General features: G+C 61.0%; 26 protein-coding genes. 24 read left to right on the forward strand and 2 right to left on the reverse strand.

What is annotated here, in order from left to right:
* The first annotated feature begins 132 nt into the window (after positions 1-132).
* The 8 genes from UIB01_RS07720 to murB all read left to right on the forward strand — a co-directional run bounded on the left by UIB01_RS07720 (position 133) and on the right by murB (position 6,966).
* The gene (locus UIB01_RS07720; protein ID WP_080695059.1) at positions 133-2,358 is read left to right on the forward strand and encodes a DNA internalization-related competence protein ComEC/Rec2; all 2,226 of its coding nucleotides are present in this window, start codon (positions 133-135) and stop codon (positions 2,356-2,358) included.
* A gap of 71 nt (positions 2,359-2,429) precedes the next feature.
* Complete coding sequence (pocA, locus tag UIB01_RS07725; RefSeq protein ID WP_038658496.1) at positions 2,430-3,062, forward strand: flagellar polar localization protein PocA; 633 nt, start codon at positions 2,430-2,432, stop codon at positions 3,060-3,062.
* A complete protein-coding gene (gene pocB / locus UIB01_RS07730) occupies positions 3,059-3,487 on the forward strand; it encodes a flagellar polar localization protein PocB (RefSeq protein ID WP_015276529.1) in 429 nt (142 codons plus the stop codon). The genes pocA and pocB overlap by 4 nt, the downstream gene beginning before the upstream one ends.
* Positions 3,487-4,491: a tetraacyldisaccharide 4'-kinase gene (gene lpxK, locus UIB01_RS07735; RefSeq protein WP_038658499.1), complete on the forward strand. Its 1,005-nt coding sequence runs from the start codon at positions 3,487-3,489 to the stop codon at positions 4,489-4,491. The genes pocB and lpxK overlap by 1 nt, the downstream gene beginning before the upstream one ends.
* A gap of 46 nt (positions 4,492-4,537) precedes the next feature.
* Positions 4,538-4,723, forward strand: coding sequence for a Trm112 family protein (locus tag UIB01_RS07740; protein WP_003299639.1), 186 nt, complete (start codon positions 4,538-4,540; stop codon positions 4,721-4,723).
* Entirely contained in the window at positions 4,720-5,484 is a 765-nt protein-coding gene (gene kdsB, locus UIB01_RS07745; RefSeq protein WP_038658502.1) for a 3-deoxy-manno-octulosonate cytidylyltransferase, read from the forward strand. The genes UIB01_RS07740 and kdsB overlap by 4 nt, the downstream gene beginning before the upstream one ends.
* A gap of 1 nt (position 5,485) precedes the next feature.
* Positions 5,486-5,950: a low molecular weight protein-tyrosine-phosphatase gene (locus UIB01_RS07750; protein ID WP_038665524.1), complete on the forward strand. Its 465-nt coding sequence runs from the start codon at positions 5,486-5,488 to the stop codon at positions 5,948-5,950.
* Entirely contained in the window at positions 5,947-6,966 is a 1,020-nt protein-coding gene (murB, locus tag UIB01_RS07755) for a UDP-N-acetylmuramate dehydrogenase (RefSeq protein ID WP_038658505.1), read from the forward strand. Before UIB01_RS07750 ends, murB begins: the two co-directional genes overlap by 4 nt.
* A gap of 378 nt (positions 6,967-7,344) precedes the next feature.
* On the opposite strand, the gene rne is transcribed toward murB, so the two are convergent.
* Positions 7,345-10,509, reverse strand: a complete 3,165-nt coding sequence (gene rne / locus UIB01_RS07760) for a ribonuclease E (protein ID WP_196247252.1) — start codon at positions 10,507-10,509, stop codon at positions 7,345-7,347.
* 559 nt (positions 10,510-11,068) lie between these two features.
* Here rne and rluC point away from each other — a divergent pair.
* The 3 genes from rluC to UIB01_RS07775 are packed head-to-tail and all read left to right on the forward strand — an operon-like array spanning position 11,069 to position 13,674.
* Positions 11,069-12,022 carry a 23S rRNA pseudouridine(955/2504/2580) synthase RluC gene (rluC, locus tag UIB01_RS07765; RefSeq protein WP_038658512.1) on the forward strand — a complete coding sequence of 318 codons (954 nt, stop codon included), beginning with the start codon at positions 11,069-11,071 and terminating at the stop codon, positions 12,020-12,022.
* Positions 12,015-12,701, forward strand: a complete 687-nt coding sequence (locus UIB01_RS07770) for an HAD-IA family hydrolase (protein WP_038658514.1) — start codon at positions 12,015-12,017, stop codon at positions 12,699-12,701. The genes rluC and UIB01_RS07770 overlap by 8 nt, the downstream gene beginning before the upstream one ends.
* Complete coding sequence (locus UIB01_RS07775) at positions 12,691-13,674, forward strand: S49 family peptidase (RefSeq protein WP_038658516.1); 984 nt, start codon at positions 12,691-12,693, stop codon at positions 13,672-13,674. The genes UIB01_RS07770 and UIB01_RS07775 overlap by 11 nt, the downstream gene beginning before the upstream one ends.
* A gap of 17 nt (positions 13,675-13,691) precedes the next feature.
* On the opposite strand, the gene UIB01_RS07780 is transcribed toward UIB01_RS07775, so the two are convergent.
* Positions 13,692-14,270 carry a Maf family protein gene (locus UIB01_RS07780; RefSeq protein ID WP_038658518.1) on the reverse strand — a complete coding sequence of 193 codons (579 nt, stop codon included), beginning with the start codon at positions 14,268-14,270 and terminating at the stop codon, positions 13,692-13,694.
* A gap of 101 nt (positions 14,271-14,371) precedes the next feature.
* Here UIB01_RS07780 and UIB01_RS07785 point away from each other — a divergent pair, with 101 nt between their 5' ends.
* From UIB01_RS07785 to UIB01_RS07845, 13 genes are all read left to right on the forward strand, one after another.
* The gene (locus UIB01_RS07785) at positions 14,372-14,899 is read left to right on the forward strand and encodes a YceD family protein (protein ID WP_038658520.1); all 528 of its coding nucleotides are present in this window, start codon (positions 14,372-14,374) and stop codon (positions 14,897-14,899) included.
* Positions 14,900-14,911: 12 nt separating this feature from the next.
* Positions 14,912-15,094: a 50S ribosomal protein L32 gene (rpmF, locus tag UIB01_RS07790; protein WP_003293518.1), complete on the forward strand. Its 183-nt coding sequence runs from the start codon at positions 14,912-14,914 to the stop codon at positions 15,092-15,094.
* Between the two features lie 3 nt (positions 15,095-15,097).
* The gene (gene plsX, locus UIB01_RS07795) at positions 15,098-16,168 is read left to right on the forward strand and encodes a phosphate acyltransferase PlsX (RefSeq protein WP_038658523.1); all 1,071 of its coding nucleotides are present in this window, start codon (positions 15,098-15,100) and stop codon (positions 16,166-16,168) included.
* A 63-nt stretch (positions 16,169-16,231) separates the two neighbouring features.
* Positions 16,232-17,170 (forward strand): ACP S-malonyltransferase, encoded by a 939-nt coding sequence (gene fabD / locus UIB01_RS07800; protein WP_038658526.1) that lies wholly within the window; start codon positions 16,232-16,234, stop codon positions 17,168-17,170.
* 14 nt (positions 17,171-17,184) lie between these two features.
* On the forward strand, positions 17,185-17,928 hold the full coding sequence (fabG, locus tag UIB01_RS07805; RefSeq protein WP_038658528.1) for a 3-oxoacyl-ACP reductase FabG: 744 nt from the start codon (positions 17,185-17,187) through the stop codon (positions 17,926-17,928).
* A 194-nt stretch (positions 17,929-18,122) separates the two neighbouring features.
* The gene (acpP, locus tag UIB01_RS07810; RefSeq protein ID WP_003283670.1) at positions 18,123-18,359 is read left to right on the forward strand and encodes an acyl carrier protein; all 237 of its coding nucleotides are present in this window, start codon (positions 18,123-18,125) and stop codon (positions 18,357-18,359) included.
* Positions 18,360-18,530: 171 nt separating this feature from the next.
* Positions 18,531-19,775 (forward strand): beta-ketoacyl-ACP synthase II, encoded by a 1,245-nt coding sequence (fabF, locus tag UIB01_RS07815; RefSeq protein ID WP_038658532.1) that lies wholly within the window; start codon positions 18,531-18,533, stop codon positions 19,773-19,775.
* A 2-nt stretch (positions 19,776-19,777) separates the two neighbouring features.
* A complete protein-coding gene (gene pabC / locus UIB01_RS07820; protein ID WP_038658535.1) occupies positions 19,778-20,593 on the forward strand; it encodes an aminodeoxychorismate lyase in 816 nt (271 codons plus the stop codon).
* On the forward strand, positions 20,590-21,660 hold the full coding sequence (mltG, locus tag UIB01_RS07825; protein ID WP_038658538.1) for an endolytic transglycosylase MltG: 1,071 nt from the start codon (positions 20,590-20,592) through the stop codon (positions 21,658-21,660). Before pabC ends, mltG begins: the two co-directional genes overlap by 4 nt.
* Positions 21,657-22,289 (forward strand): dTMP kinase, encoded by a 633-nt coding sequence (gene tmk, locus UIB01_RS07830; protein WP_038658541.1) that lies wholly within the window; start codon positions 21,657-21,659, stop codon positions 22,287-22,289. Before mltG ends, tmk begins: the two co-directional genes overlap by 4 nt.
* Positions 22,282-23,268 (forward strand): DNA polymerase III subunit delta', encoded by a 987-nt coding sequence (locus UIB01_RS07835; RefSeq protein WP_038658544.1) that lies wholly within the window; start codon positions 22,282-22,284, stop codon positions 23,266-23,268. Before tmk ends, UIB01_RS07835 begins: the two co-directional genes overlap by 8 nt.
* A 31-nt stretch (positions 23,269-23,299) precedes the next feature.
* Positions 23,300-23,656 (forward strand): PilZ domain-containing protein, encoded by a 357-nt coding sequence (locus UIB01_RS07840; protein ID WP_003283656.1) that lies wholly within the window; start codon positions 23,300-23,302, stop codon positions 23,654-23,656.
* Between the two features lie 101 nt (positions 23,657-23,757).
* The gene (locus UIB01_RS07845; protein ID WP_038658547.1) at positions 23,758-24,543 is read left to right on the forward strand and encodes a TatD family hydrolase; all 786 of its coding nucleotides are present in this window, start codon (positions 23,758-23,760) and stop codon (positions 24,541-24,543) included.
* Positions 24,544-24,584 lie beyond the last annotated feature (41 nt).

Raw genomic sequence — 24,584 nt, forward strand, 5'->3', positions numbered from 1 at the left:
GCAGCAGCTCGGCGATTATGCCTCGAATCGCGGTGCGGCGCTGACAGTAGTTTTGTGACATTAGATCTACGCCTGCGACAAAACGACCATCCGCAAATAGCGGTCCCGGAATGGATTCCTGGAGTCTGAATCATGCGCATATGGATGCTGGCGTTCGCTGCCGGTCTTGTTCTGCCACGCTTTTTGCCGATGCTGCCAGGGATCTGGGCCTGCGTAGTGTTTGCCATGGTCGGCGTGCTGATGCTCATGTGCAGGAGGACGGTCGCGCTAGGCTTGTTTCTCCTTGGCTTGAGCTGGGCCTGTTATCAAGGCCAGAACGCCGTTGATGATCGCCTGCCGGCGTCGATGGATGGCCGTACCTTCTGGATCGAGGGTCGGGTGGTCGGTCTGCCTGGTGCGGTAGGCGATGTGGTGCGCTTCGAGCTCGTCGATATCGAGTCGCGACATGTCGGGTTGCCGTCGAAAGTACGATTGTCCTGGTATGGCGGACCGCAGCTGCGAGCCGGTGAGCGCTGGCGGCTGGCGGCACGACTGAAGCGTCCGCGTGGCCTGGTCAATCCACAATCGTTCGACTACGAAGCCTGGCTGCTGGCGCGTGGTATTGGCGCCACCGGCAGCGTCAAGGCTGGGGGGCGTCTGTCGGCGTCGGCTGCCACCGACGGCTGGCGCGACCGGCTGCGGGCGCGCCTGATGGATGTTCCGGCGTTCGATCGGCAGGGCGCGATCGCCGCGCTGGTGGTGGGGGATGACTCAGGTTTGAGTCGCAGCGATTGGCAGGTGCTGCAGGACACCGGCACCGTGCACCTGATGGTCATTTCCGGGCAGCACATCGGCATGCTGGCGGGGTTGCTGTACGGGCTGGTCGCCTTGCTGGCCCGTTTGGGCATCTGGCCGAGGCAGTGGCCGTGGCTCCCTTGGGCGTGTGGGCTGGCGCTTGCCGGCGCGCTTTTCTACGGCTGTCTCGCCGGGTTTGACGTTCCGGTCCGTCGTGCCTGCTTCATGGTTGCGGTGGTATTGCTCTGGCGCTTGCGCTTTCGTCACCTGGGTGTATGGCAGCCGCTGCTGTTTGCGCTCAATGGCGTTCTGCTGATCGATCCTCTGGTAACCCTGCAGCCGGGGTTTTGGCTCTCCTTCGGTGCGGTGGCGGTGCTCGCGCTGGTCTTCGCCGGCAGACTTGGGCGGTGGGTCTGGTGGAAGACGCTGCTACGGGCCCAATGGGCTGCCACCCTGGGCTTGCTTCCTTTGCTGCTGGCGCTGGGGCTTCCGGTCAGCGCGAGCAGCCCGCTGGCCAACCTGATTGCCGTGCCCTGGGTAAGCTTGACGGTTCCTTTTGCACTGCTTGGCACGGCGCTGCTGCCGCTAGGGGGCGTCGGCGAAGCCATATTGTGGTTGGTGGGCGGTTCGCTGGCACTGCTGTTCGAGTTGCTGAGCTTCATCGCGGCATGGCGACCGGCGTGGTTGGCCGTCGGCTTGCCGTCTTGGGCGTTACTGATGATCGGCATGGGCGCTTTGCTGCTGCTGATGCCGACCGGCATTCCTCCGCGCGCGCTGGGGCTGATGTTGCTCTTACCCTTGGTCTTCCCTCCTGTTACTGCGGTGCCGGAGGGGCGAGCGCAGGTGTGGCTGCTGGATGTGGGGCAGGGGTTGTCGGTACTGGTGCGCACCCGCGAGCATGCGTTGCTCTACGACGCCGGGCCGCGCCAAGGCGACTTCGATACGGGCGAGCGGGTCGTCTTTCCTTCACTGCGAAGTTTGGGTGTGGCTCGGTTGGATAAGTTGCTGCTTAGTCATGCCGACAATGATCATTCTGGTGGCGCCCAGGCAATCCAGCGCTTGATGCCGGTGGCGAAGATCATCAGTGGTGAGCCGCAACGACACGCAGCTGATCTGCCGGCGGAGCCGTGCGAAAGTGGCTTGGCGTGGCAGTGGAACGATGTGCGCTTCAGTCTCTGGCAATGGCAGGCGGCCCGCGACAGCAATCAGACTTCATGCGTTTTGCTGATCGAGGCGAACGGTGAGCGCGTCCTGCTCACGGGCGATATTGATGAGGCAGCGGAGCAGGCTTTAGTGCGTAGCAGGCAGGACGTGCAGGCGCAGTGGCTGCTGTTGCCGCATCACGGCAGTCGCAGCTCCTCGTCAGAGTCTTTCCTGCGAGCGGTAGGGCCGACCGCTGCACTTATCTCCCGCAGCCTACACAACGCGTTCGGGCATCCTCACCCAAGTGTGAGTGCGCGGCTCTTGGCTCTGGATATCAACGCCTACGACACCGCATTGCACGGCGCTATCCGGATCGATCTAGGTGATTTTTCGGCGGCCGAGGTGATGCGGACGCAACGTCGATTCTGGCGGGAAAAATGAGAACGGCGGCCGTCGGCGACCCCACGACCCTATGCTAGAGTGGCGCCACTTTTTCGAGGGAGATTCATCTCGTGTGGGAGCTGGTCAAAGCAGGCGGCTGGATAATGCTGCCAATCATCCTGTGTTCCATCGCAGCTGCCGGCATCATCGCTGAGCGACTGTGGACGCTACGTCCAAGCCGCGTCACACCTCCGCATCTGCTTGGGCAGGTATGGAAGTGGATCAAGGACAAGAAACTCAGCAACCAGAAGCTCAAGGAGCTGCGTGCTGACTCTCCGCTAGGTGAGATCCTCGCCGCCGGCCTCAGCAACTCCAAGCGCGGTCGCGAGATCATGAAAGAGTGCATCGAGGAAGCAGCGGCCCGTGTGGTTCATGACCTCGAGCGCTATCTCAATGCGTTGGGTACTATCGCCGGTATCGCCCCCTTGCTAGGGCTGCTGGGAACCGTACTGGGCATGATCGAAATCTTCAGTGCGTTCATGGGCTCAGGCATGGCCAACGCGCCACTGCTCGCTGGCGGTATCGCCAAGGCGCTCATAACTACCGCTGCTGGCCTGATGGTCGGTATCCCAGCGCTGTTCTTCCACCGTTTCCTCCAGCGTCGTGTCGACGAGCTGGTCATTGGCATGGAGCAGGAGGCGATCAAGCTGGTAGAGGTGGTGCAGGGTGACCGCGATGTCGATCTCGGTGAGGACAAGGCGTGAAATTCCGTCGCAAACCCCGCGAGAACGTGGAGATTGGGCTCGCGCCGCTGATCGACGTGGTGTTCATCCTGCTGTTGTTCTTCGTGGTCACCACTACCTTCACCCGTGAAACGCAGCTCAAGGTGGATCTCCCGGAAGCAGCCAGCGGCACCCCGCCGCAGGATGCCGAGGTGCGCCAGCTGGAAGTGCTGATCGATGTGGCCGGCAATTACTCGCTCAACGGCAAAGCGCTGTTGAAGAATGATCTCAATTCGCTGATGGCAGCCTTGAGCAAGGAGTCCGGCGGCGACAACCGGATGCCGATGATCATCAGTGCCGACGGCAAGACACCGCATCAGGCGGTGATCACTGCGATGGACGCCGCCGGAAAGCTGGGTTTCGGCCAGCTGCGCATCACTACAGTCGAGGCGCAGGCGTCGCCCTGATGTCATTCGCCGACCGCCTGCACCGCGCCTGGTACGAAGGGCATCCGGCCCTGCGCTTGCTGGCTCCTCTGGAGCTGCTCTATCGCCGCGTGGTCGAGGCTAAGCGGCAGCGCTTTCTCAAGGGCGAAAGCGCTGCCTATCGCGCCCCGGTGCCGGTCATCGTGGTTGGCAACATCACCGTAGGTGGAACCGGCAAGACGCCACTGATCCTCTGGTTGATCGAGCACTGCCGAAGCCGTGGTCTTCGTGTCGGCGTCGTCAGTCGGGGCTACGGTGCGACGCCTCCATCGCTGCCTTGGCGGGTCCGCTCGGGGGACTCGGCGCAACAGGCCGGCGACGAACCGCTGTTGATCGTTCAGCGTACAGGCGTGCCTTTGGTGATCGACCCTGATCGATCGCGCGCCCTTTGCCTTTTGCTTGAGAGCGAATCGCTCGACCTGATTCTTTCCGATGACGGCCTGCAACACTACCGTCTGGCACGTGACCTCGAACTCGTACTGATCGACGCGGCGCGGGGGCTTGGCAACGGACGCTGCCTGCCGGCGGGCCCGCTGCGTGAGCCCGCCGAACGCTTGGATAGCGTGGATGCAGTACTATTCAATGGCGCTGATGCGGATACTGCCCGTGGCTATGCATTTAGCCTCAAGCCCGTCGCGCTGGTCGAGCTGTGCTCTGGTGAGCGCTGGCCCCTCGATCACTTTCCGGTCGGCCAACAGCTGCATGCGGTAGCTGGCATTGGCAACCCGCAGCGTTTCTTCACTACGCTCGAAACGCTACACTGGCGACCGATTCCGCATGCCTTCGCCGATCATGCAGCCTACAGTTCGGAGCAGCTGAAATTCAGCCCCGAGTTGCCGCTGGTGATGACCGAGAAGGACGCGGTGAAATGCCGGGCTTTCGCCCCGTCAGGCTGGTCGTATCTGCAGGTGCAGGCTGTGCCATCAGCGGCCTTTGTCACCTGGTTCGATGGTCAGTTGACGCGATTGTTGCCCGATCACTCTTAAAGCGGCTCGATCTGCCAATGCAGTCGACTGCTTCCAAGGACTGCGCATGGATACCAAACTGCTCGATATTCTGGCTTGCCCGCTATGCAAGGGGCCGCTGAAGCTGACCGATGACAAGTCGGAATTGATCTGCAAGGCCGACGCCCTGGCGTTTCCTGTGCGCGACGGCATCCCGGTGATGCTCGAGAGCGAGGCCCGCACCCTGGATGTGGATGAGCGCCTGGACAAATGAGCAGCGCTTATACCGTCGTGATTCCCGCCCGCTATGCGTCGACTCGTTTGCCTGGCAAGCCGCTGCAGGATATCGCTGGCAAGCCGATGATCCAGCACGTATGGGAGCAGGCGAGCAAAAGCGCCGCTCAGCGCGTCGTAGTTGCCACCGACGACCCGCGTATCGTCGAAGCCTGTTCGGTATTCGGTGCTCAGGTCGTGCTGACCCGTGTCGATCATAATTCTGGTACCGATCGCCTCGCCGAGGTGGCCGAGCAACTCGGGCTGCCAAGTGACGCTATTGTGGTCAACGTGCAGGGCGACGAGCCGCTGATTCCTCCTGCTGTGATCGATCAGGTTGCAGCGAATCTGGCTGCGCATTCCGAGGCTGCCATTGCGACGCTTGCCGAACCGTTGACCGATGTGCAGGCGCTGTTCAATCCCAACGTGGTCAAGGTCCTCTCTGATATCAATGGTCTGGCGCTGACCTTCAGCCGGGCACCATTGCCTTGGGCGCGCGATTCGTTTGCGGCTGATCGCAACCAGTTGCCCGCCGGAGTGCCATTCCGTCGACATATCGGGATCTACGCTTATCGAGCCGGATTCCTTGCTGATTTTGTTTCCTGGGGGCCTTGCTGGCTCGAGGATACCGAGTGCCTGGAGCAGCTGCGTGCGCTTTGGCACGGCCAGCGTATACACGTCGCCGACGCGGTAGAGGCACCTTCTGCCGGGGTCGATACGGCGGAAGATCTGGAGCGGGTTCGCCGTCTGCTGGGTGGCTGAGGTGAAAGTGCTGTTCGTCTGCATGGGCAATATCTGCCGTTCACCTACGGCCGAAGGGGTGTTTCGCCAACGCGTTGAGCAGGCTGGACTCAGCGGCCGGATCGAGATCGATTCTGCCGGAACCGGTGGCTGGCATGTCGGCAAGGCACCTGACGCGCGCGCTTGCGAGGCGGCTGGCAGGCGTGGCTATCCGCTCGCTGCGCTGCGAGCACGTCAGGTCCAGCCCTCAGATTTCGAACACTTCGATCTGATCCTGGCGATGGATCACGATAATCTCGGCCGGCTGCAGACCCTGCGCCCAGCTCGTGGCCAGGCTGAGCTCGACCTGTTGCTACGTCGCTATGGCCTGGAGGCGGATGTGGTGCCAGACCCGTATTATGGTGGCGCCGACGGTTTTGAAGAGGTCCTGGATCTTATCGAAGAGGCCTGTGACGCGTTGCTCACAGAAGTGAAGGGGCGCCTGTGAGCCTTACCCTGGAATCAAACCGCTCGCTCAAACCGTTTAACACCTTCGCAGTCGACCAGCGCGCACAGTACTTCGCTTCAGCCAATAGCGATGAGGATGTGCGTGATGCGCTCGCTCAAGCGCGAGCGCTCAATGTGCCGTTGCTGGTTATCGGCGGTGGCAGCAACCTCCTGCTGACTCGTGATGTCCCCGCATTGGTGTTGCATATGGCTAGCCGCGGAAGGCGTATCGTCGACGAGTCCGCCGAGCAGGTGGTGGTCGAGGCCGAGGCAGGCGAGCCGTGGCATCCATTCGTACTCTGGACGCTGGAGCAGGGCTTGGCGGGATTGGAGAACCTCAGCCTGATACCGGGGACGGTAGGCGCATCTCCCATTCAGAACATCGGCGCCTACGGCGTCGAGATCAAGGATGTTTTCGCGGGGCTCACTGCGCTGGATAGTCAGACCGGGGAACTGCGCGAGTTCACCCTCGACGATTGCCTGTTCGACTACCGCGACAGCCTGTTCAAGCAGCAGCCCGGGCGTTACCTGATCCTGCGCGTGCGCTTCGCGTTACGCCGCCACGCAGTGCTGCATCTCGAATATGGGCCGATTCGCCAGCGCCTGATGGAGCAGGGGGTAACCACGCCCTCCGCGCAAGATGTGAGTCGGGCGGTTTGCGCCATTCGCAGTGAAAAACTGCCGGATCCGCAGCAGCTCGGCAACGCAGGCAGCTTCTTCAAGAACCCTCTGGTAACGGCGGGCGTTGCCCAGGCGCTTCGCCATAGCCATCCTGATCTGGTTGCCTATCCCCAGGTCGACGGCCAGGTGAAGCTGGCCGCGGGGTGGCTGATCGACAAAGCTGGCTGGAAGGGGTTTCGAGATGGCGACGCTGGTGTGCACCGGCTGCAGGCGCTGGTGCTGGTGAACTATGGCCAGGCCACCGGCGAGCAGTTGCTTGAGCTGGCGCGCCGAATCCAGTTCGACGTGCGCGAGCGCTTCGGGGTTGCGCTTGAAATCGAGCCGAACGTGTTCTGAGTGTCCCGGTCGCGGTCGGCTATGGCTGCTCTGCGGCTGGGGTAGCCGCTGCTACCGTGTGATTGCCTCGATGTGCTAGGTCCGCGGCCCTGTCGCCCAGCACCACTGATGTGCCTCGGAATTCGTTCTGCCAACCGAACGTGTTCAGCCAAAACCGAAATAGCACCCGAGCTGCCGCGTATGGGCGTATGTGCCTGGTCTGCTTCAGGGTGGGCCGCTGTAAACCGCAGGACGGAACAAGGGGTGAATAGTCCCGCTGAACTGCGCTGCATGCCAGCGTTCTGCCGATGAGTACGCTGGGGGTGTAGACCTTATTTCCGGGCAGACGCGCACAAAAAAGGGATGCCGAAGCATCCCTTTTTTACGTGCCAGAGGTCTTTAGCCTTGCGGCTTATCACGATTATCTGGCTCGTCGCCTTCGGCAGTCTCTACCGACTCCCCGGGTGCACGTTGAGGTGCCTGCTCGGTTACCGGAGCTTCTGGTTTTTGCTCGGTCGCTTCCGCTTCCGGAGCTTGCGCCTGCTGAGCGGGCTCGGCAGTCAGACTGACCGATTGCTCTTCGATAGCGGGCTGAACCGCGGCAGGTATGGGCTGTTCCACTTGCTCCGGCTGGAACTCGGTGGCCTTCGGCTGTGCAACAGCTTCCGCCTGGGTATCTACGGCCGGCTCGCTGACAACGATCTCTGGGCTGGCCAGTGGCTGCTCGGTTGCGGCCCTGGCTTCGGCTTCAGCTGCTTCCTTGGCCAGGCGCTCAGCTTCACGTTGGCGGCGACGGACTTCGCGCGGATCGTTGGGTGCCCGACCGCTAGGCGTCAGTGCGGGTGCGACAACCGGTGCTGATTCGGTTTTCTCGACAACCGGCTCGGGAGCTGCTTGCGGAGTCAAATCGGCCTGGATGGCTGGCGCTGCCTCGCTTGCGCTAGGTGCGGCTTCGGTAGGCTGTGACGGAACCTCGATTGCAGTCGCGACCACTGCCGGCTTCTCGGCAGCCATAGGTTCCGGAGCGCTCTGCGCGGCCGGCGTCTGCTCGACGATGGTTGCAACCCCTTCGGTGCTCGTCTGGATCACGGCATCATCGGCTAGCTTCGCCTGGGGAGCAGCTTCGGTGTCGGCCGTGTTTGCGGCCAGGGCGGCTGCGGTTGCAGCGACGGCAATCTCCTCGGTCTTCACCGGAGCGTTGCTCTCGTCGACCTCGTCGATCTCATTGCCGTTGGCATCGCGCTGACGCTCGCGGCGGTTGCTACGACGACGCTGACCGCGAGAGCGGCGGCGTGGACGCTCACCATCATTGCCTTCGGTACCCTCGTTGGCGTCCTGGGCATCTTCGACTTCGTTCGTGTCGTCCGCTTGCTGCAGCAACTCGTCGGCAGCGGCTGCCGCAGTCTGCTGTTCCATGCGCGGCTTGCGCTCTTCGCGCGGCGCACGGGGCTGCCGCTCAACCTGCTCTTCCTCCGCAACTACCGGTGCTTCGTCGATCGGCGCACGCAGTTCGCGCTTGCGCTCCTCACGGGGCTTGCGCTCCTCGCGTGGGGCTCGCTCGCGGCGCGGCTGGGCCTCGGTGGCTTCAACTTGCTCGCGTGGTTTGCGCTCCTCGCGCGGCGGGCGTGGCTGGCGCTCTTCGCGTGGCTGGCGCTCCTCACGTGGCTGGCGTTCCTCACGGGCTTGACGCTCCTCACGCGGCTGACGCTCTTCGCGCGGCTTGCGCTCCTCGTCACGGCCTCCACGTGAATCACGACGGCGGTTCTGCTGGCGACCGCTGCGGCGCTCGTCATTGCGCTGCGGGCGCGGCGAAGCGGGCTTCTTCTCGACTTCGGCAGTGGCTTGCGGTTCTTTCGTCTCGCCTGCGAACAGGCCGACCAGGGACTTGATCAGGCCCTTGAACAGACTTGGTTCCTGTGCCGGCGCGGCAACGGGTACTTCTGCTGGCGCTGCGGCGGCTGCCGGTGCGGTGCGCTGCGGGGCGGTCTTGACCGCCGCTTCCTGGCGCACCAGGGTGCGGGTGGAACTGACCGGCTGAGCTTCCTCGGCTTCGGTCTGGCTCATCTCGTAGCTTGCCTGGCCGGCCAGGATCTCCGGGCTGTCGTCGCGCAGGCGCTGTACTTCGAAATGCGGCGTTTCCAGATGGTCGTCCGGCAGGATGAAGATGCGGGCGCGAGTGCGTAGCTCGATCTTGGTGATCGCGTTGCGCTTCTCGTTAAGCAGGAATGCGGCGACCTGGAATGGCACGCGAGCGCGCACTTCTGCGGTACGGTCCTTCAGGGCTTCTTCTTCGATCAGGCGCAGAATTGCCAGCGATAGGGATTCCACATCGCGGATGATGCCCTGGCCATTACAGCGAGGGCAGACAATGCCGCTGGTCTCGCCGAGGGAGGGGCGCAGGCGCTGACGGGACATTTCCAGCAGCCCGAAGCGGGAGATGCGGCCAACCTGAATGCGTGCGCGGTCGGCTTCCAGCGCTTCGCGCACTTTTTCTTCGACGGCGCGCTGGTTCTTGGCCGGCGTCATGTCGATGAAGTCGATGACGATCAGGCCACCGATGTCGCGCAGCCGCAGTTGACGTGCGATCTCTTCCGCAGCCTCCAGGTTGGTCTGCAGTGCGGTTTCTTCGATGTCGCCGCCTTTGGTGGCGCGAGCCGAGTTGATGTCAATGGATACCAGTGCTTCGGTCGGATCGATCACGATCGAGCCGCCGGAAGGTAGCTTTACTTCGCGCTGGAAGGCTGTCTCGATCTGGCTTTCGATCTGGAAGCGGTTGAACAGCGGAACGGAGTCTTCATACAGCTTGATCTTGCTGGCGTACTGCGGCATCACCTGCTGGATGAAGCTCAGTGCTTCGTCCTGAGCCTCGACGCTGTCGATCAGCACTTCGCCGATGTCCTGGCGCAGATAATCGCGAATCGCGCGAATGATGACGTTGGACTCCTGATAAATCAGGAACGGTGCGGCGCGGTCCTTGGAGGCATCCTTGACTGCAGTCCAGAGTTGCAGCAGGTAATCCAGGTCGCACTGCAGCTCTTCGCTGGAGCGGCCCAAGCCGGCCGTGCGGACGATCAGGCCCATGTCGGCAGGGATGTCGAGGCCATTCAGAGCTTCGCGCAATTCGTTGCGTTCTTCACCTTCGATGCGGCGGGAGATGCCGCCTGCTCGCGGGTTGTTCGGCATCAGGACCAGATAGCGGCCGGCGAGGCTGATGAAGGTAGTGAGCGCGGCGCCCTTGTTGCCGCGTTCTTCCTTTTCAACCTGCACGATGACTTCCTGGCCTTCGCGCAGGACGTCTTTGATGTTCACGCGGCCTTCAGGTGATTTGCTGAAGTATTCGCGGGAAATTTCCTTGAGGGGGAGGAAGCCGTGACGCTCGGCGCCGAAATCGACGAAGGCGGCTTCAAGGCTGGGTTCTACGCGGGTGATTTTGCCTTTGTAGATGTTGGCTTTCTTCTGCTCGCGGGCACCTGATTCGATGTCCAGATCGAACAGACGTTGGCCGTCGACCAGTGCGACACGCAACTCTTCAGGCTGAGTTGCGTTAATTAGCATTCTTTTCATGTAGTACCGTCGGTTTCCGTGGCATCCGGAAACGGCGTTCGGCACACACGACTCTCGCGGTCGGTGTCAGGTGAGTCAGGAATGGTTGTAAGGCACTCCAGTGTCCAGCGATGTGCGGCCAAATGGGCCGGCGTCGCGACGACGTCTCCTGCTTGCTGTCGGAACAGAAGCAATGGTTCGGGAGGAGGAATCAGGCATCGGTAGCGGACGGAATGAAGCGTCTGTGAAAGCCTTTGCTACGCAATCCGATGCTGTGCATCTCCACCCAACACGCATACTTTGAAAATCGGGTGCCGCTCGCAGAATCCAGGGAGCGGGTTGGCGATTATCGCGATTCCCCAGAGGGGGCACGCATCATGTCTTCAAGGCTTGTTTCGCAACTTCACCGCTACTTGAGGGAAGCTCCGTCGGACGGCCTCACGTCCTAGAACATTTTTTTTGCCGGCCCGGGTTGGCGATATCGCTGGCATCCCAGGGCCTGTCCGCTTTTGGCGGCGTTCGCGACTATAACAGCAATGTTTAAGTGCTTCAATTCCATGAAAATTGATATGATGCCGCGATGACCAATACCCCCTCCCAGACCTCCGGTGTGCAAATACTCGAGGTCGCGCCGGAACTTGCCGGCCAGCGAATCGACAACTTTCTTCGTAACCAGCTCAAAGGTGTGCCCAAGACGCTGATCTACCGGATCCTGCGCAAGGGCGAGGTGCGAGTGAACAAGGGGCGCATCAAGCCCGAGTACAGGCTGCAGGCCGGTGATCTGGTGCGGGTGCCGCCGCTGCGCCTAGCTGAGCGGGATGAGCCGGAGCCGCTAGCGCAGGGCCTGCTGGAGCGGCTCGAAAAGGCCATCGTCTACGAGGACAAAGCACTCATTGTGCTTAACAAGCCAGCCGGAATAGCCGTGCATGGTGGTAGCGGGCTCAGCTATGGGGTGATCGAGGCTCTACGCCAGTTGCGTCCCGATGCCAAAGAGCTCGAGTTGGTGCATCGATTGGACCGGGATACCTCCGGCCTGCTGATGGTCGCGAAGAAGCGCAGCATGTTGCGACACTTGCATCAGGCACTTCGTGGTGATGGTGTGGACAAGCGCTACATGGCTCTGGTCCGTGGGCGGTGGGAAACCTCCAAGAAGCAGGTTAATGCGCCTTTGTTAAAGAATACGCTTCGCTCCGGCGAGCGTATGGTCGAAGTGACCGAGGACGGCAAGGAGGCGCTGACGCTGTTTCGCGTACTGCGTCGCTTCGGTGAGTTCGCCACGCTGGTCGAGGCCAAACCGGTGACCGGGCGCACTCACCAGATTCGCGTGCATGCGCGACATGCTGGGCACAGCATCGCAGGCGACAGCAAGTACGGTGATGAGGAGTTCACGCGCGAGATTCGCGAGCTAGGCGGCAAGCGCTTGTTCCTGCATGCATACGCACTGAAGGTCCCGCTACCTGATGGGGGTGAGCTGTCATTTGAGGCGCCGGTCGATGAAATGTGGGCGCGTACGTTGGAGCGCCTCGGTGAGTAAATATCAGGTACTCATATTCGATTGGGATGGCACGCTGGTCGATTCCATTGGCCGCATCGTCGAGTCGATACATGTCGCGGCCCGCAGTTGTGGCCTACCGCAGGTCGATGATGGTCTGGTCAGGGGTATCATCGGATTGGCATTGCCTGAGGCCATTGCCGCGTTGTACCCGGAGCAGGTCGATATAAGGCTCATTGAAGATTTCCGTCACTGTTACAGCGAGCACTATCTTGCTTTGGAGGCTGAGCCCTCGGCGCTTTACCCGGGTGTGGCAAAAGCACTGTCGGAGTTTCGGGATTCAGGGTATCTGCTTGCGGTTGCGACTGGTAAAGGTCGACGCGGTCTTGATCGTGTGTTGGCCGGGCAGGGCTGGGAGGGCTTCTTCGATATCACTCGCTGTGCAGACGAGACGGCGAGCAAACCTGATCCTCAAATGATTCAGGAGATCCTCGCTCACTGCGGTGCCCGGCCAGAGAATGCCTTGATGGTCGGTGATTCCATATTCGATCTCCAGATGGCGCGGCGAGCCGGTGTGGACAGTGTGGCAGTCGCCTATGGGGCGCAGCCGCTGCATATCCTGCAAGGCTATGAGCCCCGCGCTGCAATCAATCATTTTTCGGAGCTTGGCGACTGGTTGTGCTCCGTGGCTGGTATTGAGGTGAATGCAAATGTCGGATGAGTGGAAGGCTCCGGTGGACGAATCAAAGGAAGATCGCAATAGCTGGAAGCTGCTGGAAAAAACTCTGCTAGCGGGAGTTCAGGAGCAGCGGCGTGCAAGGCGTTGGGGCATATTCTTCAAGCTGCTGACATTCGCATACTTGTTCGGCGCATTGGCCCTATTCTCGCCGGCCTTGCAGTTCGGCAAGAGCAAGGGGGCTCAGGAAAGCCATACAGCGGTGATCAATGTGCGTGGGATGATCGCGGATGAAGAATCAGCCAGCGCCGACAATATAGTAGGGGCCTTGCGGGCTGCCTTCGAGGATGCCAATACCAAGGGTGTTGTGCTGCGCATCAATAGTCCTGGCGGCAGTCCTGTTCAGTCGGGCTACATCTATGACGAAATCCGGCGTTTGCGTGGTGAGTATCCGGCCGTCAAGGTCTATGCGGTAATCACCGATCTGGGGGCGTCGGGCGCCTACTATATCGCCAGTGCAGCGGACGAGATCTATGCGGATAAATCCAGTCTGGTGGGGTCGATCGGGGTAACTGCCGCTACCTTCGGTTTCGTCGATACCATGGAGAAGCTCGGGGTGGAGCGTCGTGTTTACACCGCAGGTGAGCACAAGGCATTCCTTGACCCGTTTCAACCCGAGAAGCCTGAGGAGAGTCAATTCTGGCGGGGAGTGCTCGCAACCACCCATCAGCAGTTCATCGATAGCGTCAAGCGGGGGCGTGGTGATCGCCTTCAGGATGCGCGGCATCCGGAGCTGTTCTCTGGCTTGGTTTGGTCGGGAGAGCAAGCTCTTGAGCTGGGGCTGATCGATGGTCTGGGCAGCACGGCTCATGTGGCTCGCGAGGTGATCGGTGAGCCCGAGATGGTCGATTTCACTATCAAGGAATCACCGCTGGATCGTTTCACGAAGAAGTTGGGTGCTGGGGTCGCCGAGCGCCTGGCGCTGCTGGTTGGGCTGCAGGGGCCGGCTTTGCGGTAATTTCCCCTGATTTTTATTCAGGGGATTTCGACGCCCTCGATAAGAAGCATGTCTACCAGTCGGATCAGCGGCAGGCCCACCAGGCTGGTAGCGTCCTCGCCTTGGGTGCTGCGGAAAAGGCTGATGCCTAGCCCTTCGGCCTTGAAGCTGCCGGCGCAATCGTAGGGTTGCTCGGCATTCAGGTAGCGCTCGATCCGCGCTTCATCCAGTGTTCGGAAGTGTACGGTGAATGGCACGCAGTCCACCTGCAGCCTGTCACTCACGCTGTCGAGCAAGGCAAGCCCGGTCAGGAATTTTACGCTTTCTCCGCTGGCGGCCAGCAATTGCTGCTTCGCTCGTTCGAACGTGTGTGGTTTGCCAAGAATCTCCTCGCCCAGCACCGCCACTTGGTCGGAGCCGATGATCAGATGGTCGGGATAGCGTGCGGCCAGTGCTCGTGCCTTGTATTCTGCGAGTCGGCGCACGAGTTGTTCTGCATTCTCATTGGGTAAGGCGGTCTCGTCGATTTCCGGTGCGCAGCTGTCGAAGCGTAGTCGCAGACGGGACAGCAGTTCCTGGCGATAACGTGAGCTGGATGCGAGCAGCAGGCGGCGCATGATTCCCTCCTTATATAGGTAGAAGATTGTATGCGTTGCGTCGTAAGGCGGGGTGGAATTCCTTTGACAGGTCGCGGGTGCGTCCCTAGAATGCCGCGCTTATGTTGAAAGGACCGATACCTCCGCACGTTGATCCGCGCAAGCTCGCTGACCGAGCGGCCACCCTTGCAGGTGAGCTGCAGTTGTCGCAGCTGAAGCGGCTCGCCGATCCTCTTGAGGATGATAAGGGTGTGGTGCGCGCCAGTTTTTCCTTCGGGCGCGACGAGCAGCGTACTGTGGTTATCCATAGTCAGCTCGACGTTGAGGTCAAGATGATTTGCCAGCGTTGTCTGGAGCCGGTTGTTCTGCCGATTCACAGCGAGTGCGACTATGCGGTTGTGAATGAAGGGGCGAGCAGCCAGCACCTGCCCAAAGGCTATGACGTGCTGGAAGTGGGAGAGGATCCTCTGGATCTGCTGGCGCTGGTCGAAGACGAGCTGTTGCTCGCTCTGCCGATTGTTCCACTCCATGACCCTGAAATTTGCCAGCCGCCGGTTGGGCCAGATGAGCCCGAACCGAGTGAGAACGAGGTAACGCGGTCCAACCCGTTCAGCGTACTGGCGCAGTTAAAGCGTGACCCAAACGTTTAGGAGTTGATCCAAATGGCTGTTCAGCAGAACAAAAAATCCCGTTCCGCCCGTGACATGCGTCGTTCCCATGACGCTCTCGAGCCGAACGCTCTGTCCGTGGAAAAGAGCACTGGTGAAGTTCACCTGCGTCACCACGTTTCCCCGGATGGTTTCTACCGTGGTCGCAAGGTGATCGACAAGGGCGCTGACGAGTAATCCTTGTCCGCTCCGATCATTGCGATTGATGCAATGGGTGGGGACTTCGGTCCCCACTGCATTGTTCCGGCCAGTCTTTCCTGCCTGGTTGAAAACTCCTCGCTACATCTGGTCCTCGTCGGCCAAGCCTCTCTACTCGAACAGCTCGTTGCCCAGCATCCAGGGGTCGATCAGTCGCGCCTGAAAATCGTCGATGCACCCGAAACGATCGGCATGGATGAGCGCCCTGCTCAGGCGTTGCGCGGAAAGCCTCGTTCATCGATGCGAGTCGCACTAGAGCAGGTGCGCGACGGTAAGGCGAAGGCCTGTGTGAGTGCCGGTAATACCGGGGCGCTTATGGCGCTGGCGCGTCAGATACTGAAGACTCTCCCGGGTATCGACCGGCCGGCGATGGTGACAGCGCTACCCACGCAGGGTAACCCCTGTCTGTTGCTGGATCTCGGCGCGAATGTCGACTGCCCGGCCGACCAGCTATACCAATTTGCGGTGATGGGGGTGGTTGCAGCCGAGTCCTTGGGGCTGGCTCAGCCAAGAGTCGCGCTGCTGAATGTCGGCACCGAAGAAATCAAAGGTACCCAGCAAGTCAAACAGGCAGCTGTCCTTCTGCAGCAGGCGCCGGACATCAACTACCGGGGTTTCATCGAGGGGGATGGGCTTTATCGCGGTGAGGCCGATGTCGTCGTTTGCGATGGCTTCGTCGGTAACGTATTGCTCAAGTCCAGCGAGGGGCTGGCGGGCATGCTGGTCGCCAAGGTCGAGGCGCTTTTCAGACGGTCACTTGGGGCGCGCATCGTCGGTGCTATGGCGCTGCCGCTTTTGCGTCGGCTCCGCGCGGAGCTAAATCCTGCGCAATACAACGGTGCCAGTTTTCTCGGCTTGCAGGGCATCGTCGTCAAGAGTCATGGCGGTGCTGGTGCGGACGGCTTCAAGGCAGCCGTTCGGCGCGCAGCGGAGGACGTCGAGCATGATCTTCCCGGGCAGCTGGCGCGCCGGCTGGGGCATTATCTTGGTGGCTCTCGCCCTTCCGTTGCGGGCGATGATGTGACTGCAGCTGATGGCGCGCCATCCAACTGAAATTCGCTGCGCCTGTCACTGGCGTATTCTTTAGACGAACAGAACCACAAGAGAGTCGTTTTCATGTCCGCATCACTTGCTTTCGTCTTTCCCGGTCAAGGGTCTCAGTCCCTTGGCATGCTGGCCGAATTGGGTGCTCAGCAGAGCGTGATCGTCGATACGTTTGCCGAAGCTTCCTCGGCGCTGGGCTATGATCTTTGGGCATTGACCCAGAACGGCCCGGAAGAGCAGCTGAATCAGACCGACAAGACCCAGCCGGCGATTCTGGCGGCTTCGGTTGCAATCTGGCGTCTGTGGCTGGCTGAAGGTGGTGCGCAGCCTGCCTTCGTTGCGGGTCACAGCCTCGGAGAGTATTCGGCTTTGGTGGCCGCCGGCAGTCTTCCGTTTGCCGATGCGGTCAAGTTGGTCGAGTTGCGTGGTCAGTTGATGCAGCAGGCAGTGCCGGCCGGGCAGGGCGGCATGGCTGCCATTCTTGGGTTAGATGATGTCGATGTGCTGGCCGCCTGTGCTGAGGCTGCGCAGGGTGAAGTCGTCAGTGCGGTCAACTTCAACGCCCCCGGTCAGGTCGTGATCGCCGGTAGTGTGTCAGCCGTGGAGCGTGCGATCGAGGCGTGTAAGGCCAAGGGTGCCAAGCGTGCGATGGCCTTGCCGGTGAGCGTGCCGTCGCACTGCGATCTGATGCGCCCGGCTGCAGAACGCTTTGCTGCCTCGGTAGAGGCAATTGCGTGGCAGGCGCCGCAGATTCCGCTGGTACAGAATGTCAGCGCGGCAGTCGTTGCGGACCTGGACGCTCTTAAGCGTGACCTGCTGGCACAACTTTATAGTCCAGTGCGTTGGGTCGAATCTATGGTGGTCTTGGGGGATCGCGGCGTCACCTCGTTGGTTGAATGCGGTCCCGGTAAGGTTCTGTCGGGCCTCAACAAACGCTGCGTCAAGGGCGTCAACACCTACAATCTGGATACCCCCGAGGCCTTCGCGGCCGCTCGTGCCGCATTGGCTTGAACAAGGAGAATGCTATGAATCTGCAAGGTAAGGTGGCGTTGGTAACCGGCGCGAGCCGCGGTATTGGCCAGGCCATTGCCCTTGAGCTGGGCCGCCAGGGCGCGATAGTCATCGGTACTGCGACCACGCCATCCGGTGCCGAGCGCATCGCCGAGACGCTGAAGCAAAACGGTATCGAAGGCGCCGGCCTGGTGCTAGACGTTGGCAATGATGAGTCGGTCAGCAGCACTCTGGAGCACATTCAGCAGCACCTCGGACAGCCGGCGATTCTAGTCAATAATGCCGGTATTACCCGTGACAACCTCATGCTGCGCATGAAGGATGATGAGTGGTATGACGTCATCAACACCAACTTGAACAGCCTGTACCGCCTCTCCAAGGCCGTCCTGCGCGGCATGACCAAAGCCCGCTGGGGGCGAATCATCAATATCGGTTCGGTGGTTGGTGCCATGGGCAACGCCGGACAGGTAAACTACGCGGCAGCCAAGGCCGGTCTGGAGGGTTTCAGCCGTGCATTGGCTCGTGAGGTCGGTTCTCGTGGTATCACGGTGAACTCCGTGGCGCCTGGTTTCATCGATACCGATATGACTCGCGAGTTGCCGGAAGCCCAGCGTGATGCGCTCTTGGGGCAGATACCCCTGGGACGTCTCGGTCAGGCCGAAGAGATTGCCAAGGTCGTCGCGTTTCTCGCATCAGACGGTGCTGCGTACGTCACCGGTGCTACGGTTCCGGTGAACGGCGGCATGTACATGAGTTGAGTGTGACGCCCGGCGCAGGAGGACAGTCATAGAGGCTGTCTTTAAATTAGCTATAAAACCTCAGCTGGTTTATAGACAGATGGTTGAAGGCGGTATCATGCTTGCCTGCTTCCAGCTTGAAATGCGGAAAACGCTTTCTATACACTACCGCGCAAACCAGCTGCCTGATTTTTCCATAGGAGTGAAAACAAGGTATGAGCACCATCGAAGAACGCGTCAAGAAAATCGTTGCCGAGCAACTTGGCGTTAAAGAAGAGGAAGTAACCAACAGCGCTTCCTTTGTCGAAGACCTGGGTGCCGACTCTCTTGACACCGTTGAGCTGGTGATGGCTCTGGAAGAGGAATTCGAGACCGAGATCCCGGACGAGCAGGCTGAGAAGATCACCACCGTTCAGGAAGCCATCGATTACATCAATGCGCATGCGCAGTAAGTTGTAATCCGCTTCGGAAACAGGAAAGCCGCACTGCCTTGATCGAGGTAGTGCGGCTTTTCTTTGAGAAGGATTCGTTCAGGTCACGGGCGCGATCTGGCATCCGGGCTGAATGATCGTCCTGTCTCGGCAAGAGTCGAGCCAGTACGTTTAGGTATAGGAGTAATCGCTGTGTCGCGTAGACGCGTCGTAGTCACCGGGATGGGCATGCTATCGCCACTGGGTAACGATGTGCCGAGCAGCTGGCAGGGAATTCTTGCCGGCCGCAGTGGTATCGGCCTGATCGAGCACATGGATCTTTCTGCCTACTCCACTCGTTTTGGCGGATCGATCAAAGACTTCGATGTCGAGCAGTATCTGCCGGCAAAGGAGGCGCGCAAGCTCGACCTTTTCATCCAATACGGTCTAGCGGCGAGCTTTCAGGCCGTGCGCGATTCCGGGCTGGAGGTAACTGATGCCAATCGGGAGCGCATCGGTGTTGCGATGGGTTCCGGTATCGGCGGCCTGACTAACATCGAAAACAGCTGCAAGGCGCTGATCGAGCAGGGGCCGCGGCGTATTTCACCTTTCTTCGTGCCGGGCTCCATCATCAATATGGTGTCTGGCTTCCTGTCGATCCATTTGGGATTGCAGGGCCCTAACTATGCGATCGCCACCGCTTGCACAACGGGTACCCATTGCATCGGCATGGCCGCGCGCAATATCGCCTATGGCGAGGCCGATGTCATGGTGGCCGGCGGCTCCGAAATGGCGGCCAGCGGGCTTGGTATCGGTGGCTTCGCGGCAGCGCGGGCACTGTCCACGCGTAACGATGACCCGGCTGCGGCGAGCCGTCCGTGGGACAAAGGGCGTGACGGCTTCGTACTGTCGGACGGCGCGGGTGCTTTGGTCCTCGAGGAGCTTGAGCATGCCAAGGCCCGGGGCGCACACATCTATGCCGAGCTGATCGGCTTCGGCATGAGCGCCGATGCTTTCCACATGACCTCTCCGCCGGAAGACGGGGCCGGCGCGGCGCGCTGTATCCGCAATGCTCTAAAGGATGCCCAGCTGAATGGTGACCAGGTGCAGTACATCAATGCACACGGCACATCGACTCCCGCGGGTGACAAGGCCGAGGCTGCGGCGATTCGCAACGTATTCGGTGACTACGCCTACGAATTGTCGGTGAGTTCGACCAAGTCTATGGTTGGGCATTTGCTCGGCGCTGCCGGCGCCGTGGAGGCGATCTTCAGTGTATTGGCGATTCGCGATCAGGTGGCGCCGCCGACCATCAATCTGGACGAACCAGATGAAGGCTGCGACCTTGATTTCGTGCCGCATGAGGCTAAGCCGAGACTGATCGACGTCGCTGTGTCCAACTCCTTTGGCTTCGGTGGGACCAACGGGTCGCTGGTGTTCCGCCGGTTTGCCGAGTGACATTGAGCTGGCTGAACGGGCAGCCCTGTGAAGGGCTGTCCGTTCATGATCGCGGTCTCGCCTACGGCGATGGACTGTTCGAGACGATCCGCGTCGTAGGCGGCCGGGCACGACTGCTCGATCGGCACCTGCAGCGCTTGACCGTTGGCTGTCAGCGTCTCGCCATTCCCGTTGATACAGTTGAGCTGCGCAACGAGCTGACGCGGTTCTGCCAGGCGCTGGGGCAGGGCATCGCCAAGCTCATCGTTACCCGCGGTACCGGGCAGCGCGGCTATGCGCCACCACAGCCCTGTCAGCCACAACGCGTGCTGCTAGGTTCGCCACTTCCTGCTTATCCACCGCGACACGCTGAAGCCGGCGTGCGGCTTTTTCCCTGCATCACACGCCTTGCGGAACAGCCGCGGCTCGCTGGAATCAAGCATCTCAACCGGCTGGAACAGGTGCTGGCGCGTGCCGAATGGCATGATCCCGCCTTCGCCGAGGGGCTGATGCGCGACATGTCCGGCAGGGTGGTGGAAGGCGTTTTCAGCAATTTGTTTCTGGCTGTCGGTGGTGAGCTGCGCACAGCGTCTCTGACGCGCTGCGGAGTTGCCGGAGTCATGCGTGCGGAGATTATGGCCCGCGCATCGAAGCAGGGGTTTGCGGTGGCCGAGCTGGACATCAGCTATGCCGAGCTGTTGCAGGCGGATGAGATTTTCCTCTGCAACAGTCTTTACGGTATCTGGCCTGTCACAGGTTTGGCCGAGCGCGTCTGGCCCGTCGGTCCGCTGACCCGTAAACTGCAGTCCGTTGTCGCCGACCTGTTGAGTGATTCGTGATTCGTAAATTTCTTGTTCTGCTGCTGGTAATCGTACTGTTGGCAGCAATTTCACTCGGACTGTTCGCCTGGAAGCAGCATTCAGCATTGGAGCAGCCTCTGGCCGTAACTGACGAAGCCCTCCTGCTCGACGTGCGCCCCGGCGATACGCCCAGCGGCGTGTTTCAGCGGCTGGAGGCAGAGGGTGTATTGGATGATGCCTTTTGGCTGCGGCTGTACTGGCGGTTGAATTTGTCCGGGCAGAGCCTGCATAGCGGTGAATACCGACTGACTCCAGGCATGACTGCGCGAGAAATGATCGGGCTGTGGAAGCGCGGCGAGGTCGTGCAGTACAGCCTGACGCTCGTCGAAGGCTGGAATTTCCGTCAGCTACGTAGCGCGCTGCAGAATCAGCCTAAGTTGCAGCAAACACTGGACGGCCTGTCGGATGCCGAGATCATGGCGCACATCGGCGCGCCGGAGCTTCACCCGGAAGGGCGGTTCTTTCCTGATACCTATCGATTCACCCGCGGCACATCCGACGCGGACCTGCTGCGCCGTGCCTATGCGCGCCTTGAGCAGGTCCTAGAGGAGGAATGGCAGCAGCGGAGCGAAGGCCTGCCTTACCAGAACGCCTACCAGGCGCTGGTCATGGCTTCCATCATCGAGAAGGAAACCGGTGTGCCGGAAGAGCGGGGCGAGATCGCCGGCGTCTTCGTGCGCCGGTTGGCACGCGGCATGCTGCTGCAGACCGATCCGACCGTGATCTACGGCATGGGCGAGCGCTACAAGGGTCGAATCACTCGCACCGATCTGCGCACGCCGACGCCCTACAATACCTACACCAACGCCGGCCTGCCGCCGACGCCGATCGCCATGGTCGGGCGCGAGGCGATTCATGCCGCGCTGCATCCTGCGGACGGTACCAGCCTCTACTTTGTCGCCCGTGGCGATGGCAGCCATGTCTTCAGTGACACGCTCGATCAGCATAACCGTGCGGTGCGCGAGTACCAGCTCAAGCGACGCGCCGACTATCGTTCCAGCCCCCTGCCGCGGCAGCCGGCGGACAACAGTGAGAGCGCTCGATGAAAGGACTCTTCGTCACCCTTGAGGGCCCTGAAGGTGCCGGTAAGAGCACCAATCGCGAATACCTCGCCGAACGTTTACGGGCCCGGGGCCTGGATGTGGTACTGACCCGCGAGCCCGGTGGTACGCCGCTGGCCGAACGCATTCGCGAGTTGTTGCTTACTCCATCCGACGAGCCGATGGCGGTGGATACCGAACTGCTGCTGGTATTCGCAGCGCGCGCCCAGCACCTGGCGCAGGTCATCCGTCCAGCGCTGGAGCGTGGGGCCGTGGTGCTCTGTGATCGCTTCACCGATGCCACCTATGCGTACCAAGGCGGCGGCCGTGGTCTCCCTGTCGAGCGGATTGCACAGCTGGAAACGTTTGTGCAGGGAGATCTGCGTCCTGACCTGACGCTGGTCTTCGACCTGCCGGTCGAGGTCGGTCTGGCACGAGCGGCTGCTCGGGGGCGTCTGGATCGCTTCGAGCAGGAAGGCATGCGCTTTTTCGAGTCGGTACGACGTGCCTACCTGGAGCGAGCGCAAGCCGCACCATCGCGCTACCGGATCATTGACTCCGGCCAGTCGCTCATCGCGGTGCAGCAGGACGTCGAGGCATTGATTCCCGACCTGATGGAGCGCCTCAATGGCTGACGTCCTACCCTGGCAGGCGGAACTCTGGCGGCAGTTGGCAGGGCGTACGCAGCATGCTCATGCCTACCTGCTGCATGGCCCCGGAGGCATCGGCAAGCGGCTGCTGGCCGAGCAGCTGATGGCGCTGCTGCTTTGCCAGCGCCCCGTGAACGGCATGGCTTGTGGCACCTGCAAGGCTTGTCAGCTGTTGGCTGCACATACGCATCCGGACCACTACATTCTCGAGCCGGAGGAGGTCGACAAGGCCATTCGCGTCGATCAAGTGCGTGATCTGGTCGGCTTCGTCACCCAGACGGCGCAGTTGGGCGGGCGCAAGGTGATATTGCTGGAGCCGGCCGAGGCGATGAACCTCAACGCGGCCAACGCATTGCTGAAAAGCCTCGAGGAGCCGTCCGGCGATACGGTGCTGCTGCTCATCAGTCATCAGCCCAGCCGTTTGCTGCCAACCATCAAGAGTCGCTGCGTGCAGCAGGCCTGCCCACTGCCAGGGCGGCAGCAAAGTCTCGATTGGCTGGCTGGACAGCTGCCTGAGTTGGCGCCTGAGCTACGTGAACAGCTGCTGACATTGGCAGCTGGGTCGCCTTTGGCAGCCCTGAAACTTCATGAGCAGAAAGTGCTGGACCTGCGCGCTCAGGTCGTCGACGGGGTGAAGAAGCTGCTCAAGCAACAGCAATCGCCCAGTCAGCTGGCCGAGGGTTGGAATGCATTGCCGCTGATTCTGCTTTTCGACTGGTTCTGCGAATGGGTGCATCTGATCCTGCGTTATCAGATGGCCGGCGATGATGCCGAGCTCGGCGCTGCCGATATGCAGAAGGTGTTGCAGTACCTCGCGCAGAAGTCAGCGCAGCACAAAGTGATGGCAATGCAGGACTGGCTGCTCGAACATCGGCAGAAAGTGCTAGGCAAAGCCAACCTCAACCGTGTGTTGCTTCTCGAAGCGCTGCTGGTGCAGTGGGCAACGTTGCCCAGCGCGGGCTAGAATCGACTCGAATTTTCGTTAGGAACACCGCATGAGCCTGCCAGCAAATCTTGGTCCGCGTAATGGCATCCTGTCCCTGACCATCAAGGACAAATCGGTGCTCTATGCCGCGTTCATGCCCTTCATCAAGCATGGCGGGCTGTTCATCCCGACCAACAAGAGCTACAAGCTTGGCGATGAAGTATTCATGCTGCTCAATCTGATGGACGAGCCGGAGAAGATCCCGGTCGCCGGCAAGGTGGTCTGGATCACCCCGAAAGGCGCTCAGGGCAGTCGCGCCGCGGGCATCGGCGTGCAGTTCAACGAGGGCGACAGCACCGCACGCAACAAGATCGAAACCTATCTGGCCGGTGCGCTCAAGTCGGATCGCCCGACCCATACGATGTAATGCATGGGCCAGTCACGTTCCGTGCGGCCCGCCATCCTCTCCTGAGTGCCGCTTATTTGCTCTACAATCGCCCCTTTTCGCGATAGCAAGTAGTGCATTTCATGCTGGTAGATTCCCACTGTCACCTCGATCGCCTCGATCTCACCGCCCATAACGGCTCACTCGATGCCGCATTGGAAGCCGCACGCTCGCGCGGTGTCGGGCATTTCCTCTGCATCGGCGTCAGCGCGGACAACGCAGCGGCGGTCAGATCGCTGGCCGAGCGCTATGCCGATGTGGACTGCTCGATTGGTGTTCATCCTCTGGATCTCGAGCCGACCAGCCAGCCGGTGCTGGATTGGTTGCTTGGCGAGTTGCAGCACCCACAGGTGGTTGCCATCGGTGAAACTGGCCTGGATTACCACTACGAGCCCGAAGCTGCGCAGATGCAGCAACAGTCCTTCCGGCTGCATCTCGAGGCAGCCAGGCTGACCGGCAAACCGGTCATCGTGCACACCCGGGCGGCCCGCGCCGATACGCTGGATCTGCTACGTGAAGCGGCGCTGCCGCAGGCGGGTGTATTGCATTGCTTCACCGAAGACTGGGACATGGCCAAGGCTGCGCTTGATCTCGGTTTCTATATCTCGTTGTCGGGGATCGTCACGTTCCGCAATGCGGATGCGTTGCGCGATGTGGCCCGCAGAGTTCCGGCTGATCGCCTGCTGGTCGAAACCGATTCGCCGTATCTGGCGCCGATTCCCCACCGAGGCAAAGCCAACCTGCCGCAGTACGTGCGGGAGGTTGCCGAGTTTCTTGCGGAGCTGCGTGGCGTTCCATTCGAGACGCTGGCTGAGCAAACCACCGCCAACTTCAAGGCATTGTTCCCGCTGGCCAGGGTGCGCAGCTGACGTAACCGCCGCGCAGGATTCATGCTTCTTGAGCGCGCCTG

This window comes from Stutzerimonas decontaminans, from assembly GCF_000661915.1.
Taxonomy (GTDB): domain Bacteria; phylum Pseudomonadota; class Gammaproteobacteria; order Pseudomonadales; family Pseudomonadaceae; genus Stutzerimonas; species Stutzerimonas decontaminans.

What these genes read in the sequence shown, in the direction of transcription:
- UIB01_RS07720 (WP_080695059.1), top strand. Translation starts at nt 133, where the DNA reads ATGCGCATATGGATGCTGGCGTTCGCTGCCGGTCTTGTTCTGCCACGC.
- lpxK (WP_038658499.1), top strand. Translation starts at nt 3,487, where the DNA reads ATGTCATTCGCCGACCGCCTGCACCGCGCCTGGTACGAAGGGCATCCG.
- UIB01_RS07740 (WP_003299639.1), top strand. Translation starts at nt 4,538, where the DNA reads ATGGATACCAAACTGCTCGATATTCTGGCTTGCCCGCTATGCAAGGGG.
- kdsB (WP_038658502.1), top strand. Translation starts at nt 4,720, where the DNA reads ATGAGCAGCGCTTATACCGTCGTGATTCCCGCCCGCTATGCGTCGACT.
- rne (WP_196247252.1), bottom strand. Translation starts at nt 10,509, where the DNA reads ATGAAAAGAATGCTAATTAACGCAACTCAGCCTGAAGAGTTGCGTGTC.
- rluC (WP_038658512.1), top strand. Translation starts at nt 11,069, where the DNA reads ATGACCAATACCCCCTCCCAGACCTCCGGTGTGCAAATACTCGAGGTC.
- UIB01_RS07775 (WP_038658516.1), top strand. Translation starts at nt 12,691, where the DNA reads ATGTCGGATGAGTGGAAGGCTCCGGTGGACGAATCAAAGGAAGATCGC.
- UIB01_RS07780 (WP_038658518.1), bottom strand. Translation starts at nt 14,270, where the DNA reads ATGCGCCGCCTGCTGCTCGCATCCAGCTCACGTTATCGCCAGGAACTG.
- UIB01_RS07785 (WP_038658520.1), top strand. Translation starts at nt 14,372, where the DNA reads ATGTTGAAAGGACCGATACCTCCGCACGTTGATCCGCGCAAGCTCGCT.
- rpmF (WP_003293518.1), top strand. Translation starts at nt 14,912, where the DNA reads ATGGCTGTTCAGCAGAACAAAAAATCCCGTTCCGCCCGTGACATGCGT.
- fabD (WP_038658526.1), top strand. Translation starts at nt 16,232, where the DNA reads ATGTCCGCATCACTTGCTTTCGTCTTTCCCGGTCAAGGGTCTCAGTCC.
- fabG (WP_038658528.1), top strand. Translation starts at nt 17,185, where the DNA reads ATGAATCTGCAAGGTAAGGTGGCGTTGGTAACCGGCGCGAGCCGCGGT.
- acpP (WP_003283670.1), top strand. Translation starts at nt 18,123, where the DNA reads ATGAGCACCATCGAAGAACGCGTCAAGAAAATCGTTGCCGAGCAACTT.
- tmk (WP_038658541.1), top strand. Translation starts at nt 21,657, where the DNA reads ATGAAAGGACTCTTCGTCACCCTTGAGGGCCCTGAAGGTGCCGGTAAG.
- UIB01_RS07835 (WP_038658544.1), top strand. Translation starts at nt 22,282, where the DNA reads ATGGCTGACGTCCTACCCTGGCAGGCGGAACTCTGGCGGCAGTTGGCA.
- UIB01_RS07840 (WP_003283656.1), top strand. Translation starts at nt 23,300, where the DNA reads ATGAGCCTGCCAGCAAATCTTGGTCCGCGTAATGGCATCCTGTCCCTG.
- UIB01_RS07845 (WP_038658547.1), top strand. Translation starts at nt 23,758, where the DNA reads ATGCTGGTAGATTCCCACTGTCACCTCGATCGCCTCGATCTCACCGCC.